This is a genomic window from Parafannyhessea umbonata (assembly GCF_900105025.1).
Classification (GTDB): Bacteria; Actinomycetota; Coriobacteriia; order Coriobacteriales; family Atopobiaceae; genus Parafannyhessea; species Parafannyhessea umbonata.
Genome location: NZ_LT629759.1, coordinates 1083338 through 1095390, shown reverse-complemented (window position 1 = coordinate 1095390; position 12053 = coordinate 1083338). Strand labels below are relative to the sequence as shown.

Sequence of the window (12053 nt, the reverse complement as noted above, 5' to 3'; positions counted from 1 at the left end):
GCGCAACCTGCACAAATGCCCATCGCGTGCGGCGTCGGCGCGCAGTCTGTTACAATCTTCTGCGATGCTGCAGCTTCCTGCGAGCGTGAGCCGGGAAGCACGTATGTCAAATAAGAAAGGTCACTAAGACATGTCTGAGCTTCTCGACCAGCTGATTACGCCCGAAGTCCGCATGGTGCTCTACCTCATGGTTGCGTGCCTCGTCATGCTCTACATCCTCTCCATCGTCTATGTCATCCGCGACGCCCAGCGCCGCGGCGCGGAGCCCTGGTGGCTGTGGGCCGTCATATCGATCATCCCCATCGTCGGCCTTCTGGCGTACGTGATCCTGCGCCCCAGCTCCTACCTGGTCGACCGCGAGGAGCAGGACCTGGACATCGCGCTTCGCGAGCACCAGCTCAGCCACTATGGCATCTGCCCCAAGTGCGGTGCGCCCATCGACCGCGACTTCGTGGTGTGCCCCATCTGCAACACCCAGGTGAGGAACGTGTGCCCCACGTGCCACCGCCCGCTGAACGCGGACTGGAAGGTGTGCCCGTACTGCCGCACCCGCATCCAGTAGCGCGGCATTCGGAAGCGTCGCGCAAGAGATCAACCGCAAGGGCACCGCGCCATCCGCGGTGCCTTTTTTGTGGCCGCAATGCCACTGCGGCGGACACCTCTGGGCGATCCCTGTGCCCACGCATGTGGCTTTTGGCTGACACAGAGGTCGCGGCCACACATCGCACGAAGCTGTTGTAAAGTAGTCACGTCTGCAATTGGTTTGCGAACGGCCGCGTGCCGTCGGCAAACGCAAGTCGTGCCGTTACGGCACGGGGGAGTCGTCAGGTCATGCGTTCGAACAGTGACGAGTACAGGTTCTGCCCACGCACGCGCGCGAGTCGCGCCATCGCGAACGGTATTCCCACCATCACCACGACGACTATCTAGGCGCCTGTCCTTTCGATGGGACGGCCGCGCGCCGTCCTGCGGCAGGCGCCGCGCTGCGTTGACCCAAGGGCCTCGGCCGGGTGCGCACGCTCTTCTCCCTTGATCCAACGGAAAACATTTTACGGCAATGTCTGAGGGCGAAGCCCATGGCGGGTCCGCCCCACATACGAAAGGTTATTAGCATGAAGGTTCTTTTTAACGACGGCCACGTGGACGAGGTTCCCGCCGACGAGGAGCTCCACGTCCTGCGTCACTCCGCGGCGCACATCATGGCGCAGGCCATCAAGCGCCTGTACCCCCAGGCGGACTTCGCGTACGGCCCCGCCACGGACAACGGCTTCTACTACGACATCGACCTTCCCGAGGGCACGAAGATCTCCGAGGACGATTTCCCGGCCATCGAGGACGAGATGCGCAAGATCTGCAAGGAGAACCTTAAGTTCGAGACGTACGAGCTCCCGCGCGCAGAAGCCATCAAGCATATGGAGGAGCGTGGCGAGAAGTACAAGGTCGAGCACATCGGCGACCTTCCCGAGGACGCGCGCATCACGTTCTACAAGCAGGGCGAGTACGTCGACATGTGCGTGGGCCCGCACATCCTCTACACCAAGGCGCTCAAGGCGTTCAAGCTGACGGGCGTCTCTGGCGCGTACTGGAAGGGTGACAGCAAGAACAAGATGCTCACCCGCATCAACGGCGTCGCCTTCCGCAACAAGCAGGAGATGGACGAGCACTTTGCCCTGCTTGCGGAGGCCGAGAAGCGCGACCACCGCAAGATCGGCCAGGAGATGGACATCTTCATGATGAACGAGGCCGGCCCCGGCTTCCCGTTCTGGCTGCCCAACGGCATGCGCATCCGCAACGCCCTCATGCAGTACTGGCAGGAGATGCAGGACAAGTACGGGTACGACCAGGTTCAGACGCCCATCATCCTCTCGCGCAAGCTGTGGGAGACCTCCGGTCACTGGGACCACTACAAGGAGAACATGTACACGACCCAGATCGACGACGAGGACTACGCCATCAAGCCGATGAACTGCCCGGGTGCCTGCCTCATCTACAAGAGCAAGCCGCGCAGCTACCGTGACCTGCCGCTCAAGCTGGCCGAGGCCGGCATCGACCACCGTCACGAGCTCAAGGGTGCCCTGCACGGCCTCTTCCGCGTTCGCGAGTTCCAGCAGGACGACGCCCACCTGTTCATCCGTCCGGACCAGATCACGGAGCAGGTCGAGGACGTCGCGCACCTGATCACGGCATACTACGCGCAGTTTGGCTTCCCGTATCGCGTCGAGCTCTCCACGCGTCCGGACAACTCCATGGGTTCCGACGAGGACTGGGAGCGTGCGGAGGAGGGCCTCAAGAAGGCCCTGGAGGACATGCACGTCGACTACAAGCTCAACCCGGGCGACGGCGCGTTCTATGGCCCCAAGATCGACTTCCACCTGCAGGACTGCCTGGGCCGCGAGTGGCAGTGCGGCACCATCCAGCTCGACTTCCAGCTGCCGCACAACTTCCAGTTGGAGTACGTCGACAAGGACGGCACCAAGAAGCAGCCGATCATGATTCACCGCGCCGGCTTCGGCAGCTTCGAGCGCTTCATCGGCATGCTCATCGAGCAGTACGCGGGCAAGTTCCCCACGTGGCTGTCGCCCTGCCAGGTCAAGGTGCTGCCCGTCAGCGAGAAGACCCGCGACTACGCCAGCGAGGTCGCGCAGACCCTGCGCGACGCCGGCGTGCGCGTGAAGGTGGACGACCGCGACGAGAAGATCGGTTACAAGATCCGCGAGGCCCGCTCCGTCGACCGCGTCCCCTACATGCTCATCCTGGGCGAGAAGGAGAAGGAGGCCGGCAACATCAGCGTCCGCGACCGCGCCACCAACGAGACCACCCAGCGTGACCTGGCCGACTTCGTGAGGGACATCACGGAGGAGATCCGCGAGCGCCGCGGCTAGCCCAAAGCTAGCAATAGCGACATCGCCATGGCACGACAGGGGCCGTCCCGCGGGGCGGCCCCTTTTGCAACGTCGGCACGTGACGCGCGCCATGGAAGCACACGGCGGCAGGAGGAAAGAGCGATGGAGCAGGAGCAAGGGCGCACGGATGCAGCGCGCGGCGGGCGAGAAGAGCGCGGCGCCTTGGCGGGAGAGGCCCTGCGGGACGTCTGTCGCACCTTTGCCCGGGCCCTTGGCGGCAGGAGCCGCGCGTGGGTAGTGGCGGCGCCGGGCGTCACGAACGTGGCGCGACGGCTGGGGATCGACCCCGCCGCCGTGGTGGAGCCCTTGGGCGGGGTGCCCGTGCGCATGTGCGACGTGCGGGTATTGGCGCGCCACCGGGACGAGGCGCCCACTGCGGAGCGCGTACCGCTTGCCGTGGACGTGAGCCTCACGTCTGCGCTGGGGTGCCCCGCCGGCAGGCTCGGGGCGGACGTCGTTCTCGCCTCGCTTGACCGCGTCGTTCGCCAGCCGGCCTGCGGCATGGTGATGGTGGGCCTTCGTCGCGAGGCCCTACAGGGGAGGGACGGCTGTGCCGGCATGGCGGACGCGGTTGCCGCGCTGCCCGTGCCGGAAAGCTCCCAGATCCAGGCTCTTTCTGCCGGCATGGCGGATTTCGATGCGCGTCGACGCCACGCGAACGACAACGCGCAGGTCATGGCTGCGTACCTGCGCTGCCACCCCGCAGCGCGCAGCGTGAGCTACCCCGGCCTCACGGAAGATCAATCGTACGAGGCAGCGGCTGCGAACCTGGAGGACGGCTTCGGACCTGCCGTCGACGTCCTCGTGGACGCTGCCGTCGCGGCGCACGCGGTTGCCCGAGGCGCCAACGGCGCCGTCGACCTGTGCGGGCGCTACGTGCCCGGCGGCACGGCAAGCCGCGTGCAAAACATGGCCACGGCCGAGGACGGCGCGTGGCTCAGGGTCGAGTGTGGCTGTGGGGACGCGAGGGGGCTCGTGGCCGCGGCGGAGGCTCTTCTCCGCCGGTAGACCCTGCCCTGCGCGCCGTTATGCGCGTCTGTCGTAGCGTGCGAAGTCAAACGCGACTCCCGCGCTCGTGACGCCGCCGTCCTCGCGCTCGGCAAGCGTCCACGTCGGGTCGTCGTCCAGGTTCGGGAAGAACGCGTCCGCGCCGGGCACCACAACGTCGTTTCTGGTGACGTAGCAGCTAGAGCAGCAAGGGAGAAGCGCGCGGTACAGCGACTCGCCGCCTATGAGCCAGACGCGCGCGTCGGCTGCCGTGGCGTCCAGCGCCGCCTGAGGCGACGTCACCACGTCCACGCTCGTGCCCGCGGAGAGGCCCTCCGCCTTTGGCGGCTCGTAGCCGGCGTCGTGCGTCACGATCACGTTGCGGCGGCCCTTGAGCGGCCCTCCCGGGAAGCTCTCGTAGGTCTTCCTGCCCATAACGCACGTGCAGCCGCGCGTGAGCTCCACAAAGCGGTGCATGTCCGCCTTGTTGCGGACCAAGAGAGCGCCGTCCCTGCCGATGGCCCAGTCGCGCGTGACGGAAACGATGGCGTCCATGGTCCTCCTAGATCGCTATGGGGATGTCCTTCACCTGCGGGCCGTGGCTGTAGCCCTCCACGATGAGGTCGTCGGTCGTGAAGTCGTAGAAGTCGTGCACGTACGGATTCAGGTGCACCTTCGGGGCCGGGTAGGTCGGCCGGCTGATGAGCTCGCGCACGATGTCGACGTGGCGGTCGTAGATGTGGGCGTCCGCGATCATGTGCACCAACTCGCCGGCGTGCATGTCGCTTACCTGCGCCACCATCATGAGCAGGATGGCATACTGGCACACGTTCCAGTTGTTCGCGGCAAGCACGTCCTGGCTGCGTTGCACCAGCACCATGTTCAGCGTGGGCTTGTCGTCACCGGGGTGCTCCGTCACGTTGTAGATCGCGTTGTACGCGCACGGGTACAGGTGCATCTCGGACAGGTCGGAGAACGTGTACAGGTTCGTCATGATCCTGCGACTGAACGGGTTCTCGCGCAGGTCCTTCAGCACGCGGTCCATCTGGTCGTAGTCGCCGTCCGCGTAGTGGCTCACCTGGCCCACCTGGTAGCCGTACGCCTTGCCGATCGACCCGTCCTCGTCTGCCCATTCGTCCCAGATGTGCGGCTTCAGGTCGTGTATGTTGTTCGATTTGCGCTGGTAGATCCACAGCACCTCGTCCATGCAGCTCTTGAGCGCAGTGCGCCTCAGCGTGAGCGCGGGGAACTCCTCGCGCAGGTCGTAGCGGTTGCATACGCCAAACTGCTTTATGGTGTACGCCGGCGTGCCGTCCTCCCAGTGCGGGCGGACCTTCTGTCCCTCCGTCGTGGTGCCGTTCTCGATGATGTCCCGGCACATGGAGATGAAGATGTCGTCAGCCTTGCTCATGCGTGCCTCCTCCTTGGATGGGGTCTGGTGTGGGCGCCCTCGCCTCGCTATGCGCGTGCGCCCGGGCGGTCCGGCGAGCCGCACACGTCTGCCATGCTGCCCTGGCTCCACCAGTCGCCCTGGTCGTCGTAGGTGTCCCACGCATCGGAGTCGTCAGGGTCCCCGTACGCGCCGTCGGAGGCGCCTGGCTCCAGCGTGTCCGCGTGGCGCCCCAGCTCGTCCATGAGGGCGAACCTCGTGACGCCCGCGACGAACCCCCCGAGCGCGTTCGCCAAAAGAAGGAGGACCACCACGCCGACCGCTGCGATCACCACCGGCTTCGCGCCGGAGTTCGCGTTGTCCAAAGACGTCGTGGCCGATGCCGTCTCGATTACGGCGGGACGCTCGGCGGCGTCCGTCGTGGCTATGCTCGTCTGGTCGCTTGCGACCGGCTGGGTGTCTGGCATGGAAGTCCTCTCTCTGGCTTAGGGCACTATCATAGCAGCTGAGCGTTTGGGCGAGAAACGCCTGCGCCTGGGCTTACCAAGCGCCATGGTTTCGGGGGCATTGGCTCCGTTGCGGCTACAGGCGCCCCTCCGTGAACACCTCGTCCCAGCTCATGCCCAGGCTCATGACGACGTCGAGGTCCGCGGGGAGCCACTCCACGTCCAGAAGCTCGTCGCGCGCAAGCCAGCGCTCCGCCTCGTGTTCGTTCGAGCGGGGCGTCTCGCCTGCGGCGGGAGTGCACGCGAACACGTCCATGCTCAGGTGGAAGTCGTCGTAGTCGTGCTCCACGGTGTCCAGGTAGAACACGCCGCCCAGCTCGCAGCCAAGCTCTTCTCTCACCTCGCGGCGCAGCGCCTGCTCCGGCGCCTCGCCCTTCTCGACCTTGCCGCCGGGGAACTCCCAGCCGTCCTTCATGTCGCCATAGCCGCGCTGGGCAGCGTACACGCGGTCGTCCCTCCAGATGACCGCTGCCGCCACGCGCACCACCGTCTTGCCGTCCTGCGTGCCCATCAGTCGCGCACCTCGATCCTCACGATTGCGTACGGCTCGCCGTCTGGGCGGGCGAGCCTGACCGTGCGGCCGCCCCCGGAGCTAAACACCTGCGGCTCCACGGTGTCGTGCAACAGTGCCATGGACTCGTACTGCACCGTGATGCGCCACGGCACAAGGGCCTGTCCCGTCTGCTCGAGCGCGTCGAGTGCCATCTGGATGTACTGCGCGTTGTTGACGTGGCCGTTCGTATCCAGGTGCTGGCGCGTCACCGTGATCGTGGGCGCGCACGCGAAGTCGCCCTTGACGTCGATCTTGCGCTTCGTGGGCGGCATGTCCAGACGCGGCGTGTCCTCCAGGTAGGCCATTTGGGACTTGGGGAACTTGACGGGCCGGCCGAGCTTCGTGTCGTACAGAAACCACAGCGAGTCCGCGCGCACGTACGGGGTGCCGTCCTGTCCCTCGATGGTGAAGTTCCTGCTGGCGAGGAGCCGCTTCACGCCGTAGCACCACGTGCTGACGGCGATGGGCGTGTTGAAGCGCGGAAGGTCCTCTATCTCTATCTGCCAGGCGGAGAGGAACCACGCATAGTGGTTCCTCTCCATGTCCTCTATGCCGATGCCAAGGCTCTCGCTCTGGAAGCACGAGCAGTCCTGCAGGTAGTTGACGAGTCCCAGCAGCGACAGGCGCGCGTCGCTTGCGCACTCGCTGTAGCGGACCCTGCTCTCGAACGTGTACATCTGACTCCTATCGCATCGCAAAGGCCCCCGGAGTCCGGGGGCCAAGGTGTTCTGCTCCGTTGTGCCTAGCCCAGCTCGACGCGGTTCCTGCGGTCGAAGTACGGGCTCGCCTGGTCGACGACGAGCTTGTTGCACTGGGGGATGACATGGGCCTTGTAGCCCATGACCATGCCGGGGATGGTGTCGCCGTCCACCTGCATGGGGATGGGCGAGTCGGAACTCACCTCGATCTCCCTGCCCGAGAAGTGCTCGATGAACGGCCTGCCGCCCTTTGCCTGCTTGTCGAAGAGTCCCGTGAAGATGGGGACGAGCAGCTGGACGGCATCCGAGGTCTCGAGCACGATCACGTCGAGCTTGCCGTCGGACATGGAGCAGTCCGGCACGATCTGGATGTCGGCCTGCATCTTGGCGGTGTTCGCGACGATGCACGCGATGCCGTCGCGCTCGAACGTCTCGCCGTCGACGGTGATGGTGAAGTGCTCGACCTTGGGGTGGGCGTTGGCGAGCGCCGCGGTGAAGTACGCGGCCTCGCCTATGATCTGCTTGTTGGGGATGGCCTCGCGCATGAGGACGGCGTCGTAGCCCGAGCCCGCCATGAGGCCGAAGCCGCGCGAGTCGCTGTTGCCGTCCGTGTCCGTCCACGCTATCTCGCCAAAGTCCGCGCGCACGAAGTAGCCGTCACGGCACGCCTTCGCGATGGAGGCGGGCTCCGGGGCGTTCGCGAGGTTCTCGAACACCAGGTTTGCGGTGCCGGACGGGAAGACGCAGGTCAGAACGTTGCGATCGCGCAGCTCGTACAGCAGGCTCGTCACGGTGCCGTCGCCGCCCGACACGACGACGAGGTCGAAGGACTCCGCGTCGCGGAGCTCCTGCTGCCCCTGGGAGCTGGAGTCCAGGCCGCGGATGACGATCTCGTCGTCCTCGCGCATGAGTGCATGGACGAAGTCGAATACGTCGATCGAGCTCATGCCCGACTTGAGGTTGTGAACGATGAGGATGCGCACGGTGCCCTCCCGCCTTGTTATGTATCATGGTGTAGTCGCGTCGACGTCGCGAGCCATATCCCCAAAGGATAGCGTAACGCCCGTCGGCACAGGGCGACTGCCTACACAATCAACGAAACGAGCTTTTGTGTATATATCTGACTCAAAGGAGCTTGCCGCGTTCTGCGAGCGGGCCGCATCGTCGCGGGTGCTTGCCGTCGACACGGAGTTCCTGCGCGAGAAGACCTTCTATCCCAAGCTGTGCCTCATCCAGGTGGCGACGGAGGAGGAGTCCGCCGCCGTCGACCCCATCCTCATCCGCAACCTCTCGAGCCTGCGGGCACTGTTCGAGGACGAGAAGATCACGAAGGTGTTCCACGCCTGCACCCAGGATCTCGAGGTCATCCTCGAGGAGATGGGCTGCATCCCCACCCCCGTGTTCGACACGCAGGTCGCGGCCGCGTTTCTGGGATATCGCCAGCAGATTGGCTACGGCGCCCTCGTGGAGGCGTGCTGCGGCGTGAGGCTCCCGAAGGCGGAGTCGCTCACGGACTGGTCGCGGCGGCCCCTCGACCCCGAGCAGCTGCAGTACGCGGAGGACGACGTGCGCTACCTGCCCGGCATCTACCGGCAGATGACGGAGGAGCTCACGCGCCGCGGCAGGATATCGTGGATCGCCCCCGAGATGGCCGAGGTCACGAGCCGCGAGCACTTCTCGCGCCCTCCGGAGCTCGCGTACCTGCACCTGAAGCGCTCCGGCTCGCTCACGCGCAAGCAGCTTGCCGTAGCGCGCGAGGTGAGCGCGTGGCGCGACGTCGTCGCGGCGGACCGCAACATCCCGCGCAAGTGGGTCGTGTCAGACGAGGTCATCATCGAGTCGTGCAAGCGCGTTCCGCGCTCCGTGGACAGGCTGCGCCGCATTCGCGGCACGGAGCAGCTGAGCGCACGGGACGCGCAGGGCATGGTCGACGCCGTGAGCCGCGGCGTGGCGTGCCCGCCGGACGACTACCCGCAGACGAAGCGTCGCGACCGCCCGTCGGCAGAGACGGAGAGCGTCGTGGACCTCATGTACGCGATGCTCCGCCTGATATCCGATAAGAGCGGCGTCGCCACGCAGGTGATCGCGACGAGGGACGACCTCCTCGACGTCGCGAGCGGCAGGAAGGGCTCGCGGCTCATGAAGTCGTGGCGCTACGAGCTTGCCGGAAGGGAGCTCGAGGGGCTGCTCTCTGGCAGCGTCGGCCTCACCGTGAAGGACGGCAGGGTGGAGCTGCTGTAGCCCCGGGGGAATTTGTGTCCACCGCGTTGGGTACAAGGACTCCATACGTCTACTAGATCGGAGAATCACATGTACTACGGCTACGGCATGGACTACGCCTACCTTGGGATCATCATCCTCTCCATCGTCCTGGGCGGCATCACGCAGTCCTACATCAACTCCCAGTACAAGAAGTGGTCGCGCGTGCCGGCGTCCATGGGCAAGACCGGCGCCCAGGTGGCGCGCCAGATGCTTGACTCGTCCGGCGCCTCGTCCGTGGGCATCGGCACCGTCGGCGGCCACCTGACGGACTACTATGACCCGCGCGACAACAACCTGCACCTCTCGAGCGAGAACTACGAGGGCGGCTCCGTCGCGTCCGTCGCCGTCGCATGCCACGAGGCCGGCCACGCGGTCCAGACCGCGAAGGGCTATGCGTTCGGCCGCTTCCGCACGGCGCTCGTGCCCGTCGTGAACTTCACGTCGCGCACGTGGGCCATCGTCCTCGTCATCGGCATGGCCCTGGGCATCGCCGGCCTCACGCAGCTTGCGGTCGCGTTCTTCGCGTTCTCCGTGCTGTTCCAGCTCGTGACCCTCCCGGTCGAGATCGACGCGTCGCGTCGCGCCGTGCGCTACCTCTCCACGGCGGGCGGTGGAATCGACGAGCGCGGCGCGCGCCAGGTGCTGACGGCCGCGGCCCTCACGTACGTCGCCGCTGCCCTCATCTCCGTGCTCCAACTGCTGTACCTGCTCGGACGCACGAGCGACAGGAACTAGCCGTGGGTACGGCACAGGAGGGACCGCTCTCGGTGCACGAGGCGGTCACCGTCGCGGGCGCACACGTGGACGCCATACCGTCGCTTGTCGTCATGGGCGAGGTCAGTGGCTTCCGCGGTCCCAACGCGCGTTCGGGGCACTGCTACTTCCAGCTGAAGGACGACCAGTCCGCCATGGATGCCATCGTGTGGCGCGGCACGTACCAGAAGTGCGGCTTTGCGCTCAGGGACGGCCTGAAGGTCGTCATGGGCGGCAAGTTCAACGTGTACAAGGGCTCGGGCAGGCTCTCGTTCGTCGCGCGCACGGTGAGCCTCGCGGGAGAGGGGGCTCTCAGGCAGAAGGTGGCGGAGCTCGCGCGAAAGCTCGAGGCCGAGGGCCTCATGGCACAGGAGCGCAAGAGGCCCATCCCGCGCTTCTGCCCGCGCGTGTGCGTCGTCACGTCGCTCTCGGGAAGCGTGATCGACGACGTGAAGCGAACGCTCGCACGTCGAAACCCGCTCGTACAGATCCAGGAGGTCGGCTGCTCCGTGCAGGGGCCCGGCGCTCCGGCGACGATCATCCGCGCGCTTCGCGTTGCCGCGGAGGCGCGGCCCGACGCTATCCTGCTCGTGAGGGGCGGCGGGTCCTTCGAGGACCTCATGACCTTCAACGACGAGGCGCTCGCGCGCGCGGTCGCGGCCAGCCCCGTGCCCGTCGTCACGGGCATCGGCCACGAGCCGGACACGTCCATCTGCGACATGGTGTCCGACAGGCGCTGCTCCACGCCCACGGCCGCGGCCGAGTCCGTGGCACCTGCGCTCGAGGAGATAATTGGCATGATCGAGGACCGCAGGACGCGGCTCGTGCGCACCATGCAGGGCATCGTCAGGACGGACGTGGCGGCCGTCGACCAGCTGGACGGCTCTTCTCGCGCGGCGATGCGGGCGTACCTCGATAAGCGCCGCCTGTACGTGGAGTCCATGGCGTCGCGGAAGTGCCTGACGGACCCGTACGCGACCATCGAGGACAGGTCCGCTCAGCTCAACATGACGGAGGAGCGCCTCGTGGCGTCCATGCCGAGGCTGATGTCCCGTCTTGCGGATAGTGTCGAGGGCGACGCGCGGTCGCTTCGCGCAGCCATTCCGGGCGCGCTTGCGCGTGCCGAGAAGGGCGTGTCCCAGAGCGGGCGCGCGCTCGGCGTGCTGGGAACGAGGCTGCTCGCACCGTACGAGGGCGGGCTCGCGCGCATGGCAGGACAGCTGGACGCGCTCTCGCCACTGAGGGTGCTCGGCAGGGGGTACGCGATCGCACGCGGGCCGTCCGGCCACGTCGTGAGCGACGCCTCGAGGCTCGCCCCCGGCGACACGGTGAGCGTGCTTCTGGGCAAGGGCTCGTTCGAGGCGACGGTGAGCGCCGTCGACGCCGCGGGCGAATCTGTGCAGGAACGCTGACGTTACGCATGCAACTTGGAGGAGACATGGCAGATACCGAGTTCAGGAACATTGACGAGATGAGCTTCAAGGAGGCCTCCATCGAGCTGGAGCAGATCGTGAGGTCGCTCGAGGCGGGCGACCTGGAGCTCGAGGAGTCGCTCGCGCGCTACACGAGGGGCGTCGAGCTCCTGAAGAGCCTGCGCGAGCGCCTCGCGAACGCAGAGCAGAAGGTCCAGGTGCTGATGGACGCGTCCGACACGGACATGAAGGCTGACAGCACCGCGGCGCCGGCGACGGCGTTTCTGGACGACTGATATGTAGATAGACTTGTCAAGTGGCAAAGGTGGGCCAGCCTCCGACTTCTCGGGGACCGGCCCACCTTTTTCTATGGCCACCTCCCGCGCGACGGCGCCCAGGGCGTGTCTGGTTCGACGCACGACTGCAAGTCTGATATCCGCGTGTTGGCTAACGCATTCCGACGCTTCGGCTGGGGAGCTCCGCTGGTCTAGGGTCGCGCGTGGCGAGGCCCGGCCTCGCTGCGCATAGTCGAATCGCGGGGTGCCCCACGCGCCTCGGCCGCGCCGCGCGTGCGGGAGGGTGGTTTCGC

The 12053-nt window shown here is 66.3% G+C and carries 13 protein-coding genes; 7 read left to right on the top strand and 6 right to left on the bottom strand.

Translation table 11 applies throughout. The features are described 5' to 3' along the window. Positions 1 to 130 precede the first annotated feature (130 nt). From BLT96_RS05060 to BLT96_RS05050, 3 genes are all read left to right on the top strand, one after another. Entirely contained in the window at positions 131 to 562 is a 432-nt protein-coding gene (locus BLT96_RS05060; protein WP_090846166.1) for a zinc ribbon domain-containing protein, read from the top strand. Between the two features lie 550 nt (positions 563 to 1112). Beyond that, on the top strand, positions 1113 to 2882 hold the full coding sequence (gene thrS, locus BLT96_RS05055) for a threonine--tRNA ligase (RefSeq protein ID WP_090862217.1): 1770 nt from the start codon (positions 1113 to 1115) through the stop codon (positions 2880 to 2882). 123 nt (positions 2883 to 3005) lie between these two features. Next, a complete protein-coding gene (locus tag BLT96_RS05050) occupies positions 3006 to 3911 on the top strand; it encodes a PLP-dependent transferase (protein ID WP_172824982.1) in 906 nt (301 codons plus the stop codon). Between the two features lie 18 nt (positions 3912 to 3929). Here the strand turns inward: BLT96_RS05050 and BLT96_RS05045 are convergent, their stop codons facing one another. The 6 genes from BLT96_RS05045 to BLT96_RS05020 all read right to left on the bottom strand — a co-directional run bounded on the left by BLT96_RS05045 (position 3930) and on the right by BLT96_RS05020 (position 8020). Beyond that, the gene (locus tag BLT96_RS05045; protein WP_090862214.1) at positions 3930 to 4445 is read right to left on the bottom strand and encodes a dihydrofolate reductase; all 516 of its coding nucleotides are present in this window, start codon (positions 4443 to 4445) and stop codon (positions 3930 to 3932) included. 7 nt (positions 4446 to 4452) lie between these two features. Then, complete coding sequence (thyA, locus tag BLT96_RS05040; protein WP_090862212.1) at positions 4453 to 5301, bottom strand: thymidylate synthase; 849 nt, start codon at positions 5299 to 5301, stop codon at positions 4453 to 4455. 47 nt (positions 5302 to 5348) lie between these two features. Beyond that, positions 5349 to 5747 (bottom strand): hypothetical protein, encoded by a 399-nt coding sequence (locus tag BLT96_RS05035; protein ID WP_090862210.1) that lies wholly within the window; start codon positions 5745 to 5747, stop codon positions 5349 to 5351. A gap of 115 nt (positions 5748 to 5862) precedes the next feature. Continuing rightward, positions 5863 to 6297 carry a (deoxy)nucleoside triphosphate pyrophosphohydrolase gene (locus tag BLT96_RS05030; RefSeq protein WP_090862209.1) on the bottom strand — a complete coding sequence of 145 codons (435 nt, stop codon included), beginning with the start codon at positions 6295 to 6297 and terminating at the stop codon, positions 5863 to 5865. After that, positions 6297 to 7016, bottom strand: coding sequence for an acyl-[acyl-carrier-protein] thioesterase (locus tag BLT96_RS05025; RefSeq protein ID WP_090862207.1), 720 nt, complete (start codon positions 7014 to 7016; stop codon positions 6297 to 6299). The genes BLT96_RS05030 and BLT96_RS05025 overlap by 1 nt, the downstream gene beginning before the upstream one ends. Positions 7017 to 7081: 65 nt before the next feature. After that, a complete protein-coding gene (locus BLT96_RS05020) occupies positions 7082 to 8020 on the bottom strand; it encodes a diacylglycerol/lipid kinase family protein (RefSeq protein ID WP_090846179.1) in 939 nt (312 codons plus the stop codon). 127 nt (positions 8021 to 8147) lie between these two features. Here BLT96_RS05020 and rnd point away from each other — a divergent pair, with 127 nt between their 5' ends. From rnd to xseB, 4 genes are all read left to right on the top strand, one after another. Further along, entirely contained in the window at positions 8148 to 9278 is a 1131-nt protein-coding gene (gene rnd, locus BLT96_RS05015; RefSeq protein WP_090862206.1) for a ribonuclease D, read from the top strand. 69 nt (positions 9279 to 9347) lie between these two features. Further along, positions 9348 to 10034: a zinc metallopeptidase gene (locus BLT96_RS05010; RefSeq protein WP_090862204.1), complete on the top strand. Its 687-nt coding sequence runs from the start codon at positions 9348 to 9350 to the stop codon at positions 10032 to 10034. 2 nt (positions 10035 to 10036) lie between these two features. After that, entirely contained in the window at positions 10037 to 11464 is a 1428-nt protein-coding gene (gene xseA / locus BLT96_RS05005; RefSeq protein ID WP_245719330.1) for an exodeoxyribonuclease VII large subunit, read from the top strand. A 26-nt stretch (positions 11465 to 11490) separates the two neighbouring features. Then, positions 11491 to 11760: an exodeoxyribonuclease VII small subunit gene (gene xseB, locus BLT96_RS05000; RefSeq protein WP_090846187.1), complete on the top strand. Its 270-nt coding sequence runs from the start codon at positions 11491 to 11493 to the stop codon at positions 11758 to 11760. Positions 11761 to 12053: the final 293 nt, after the last annotated feature.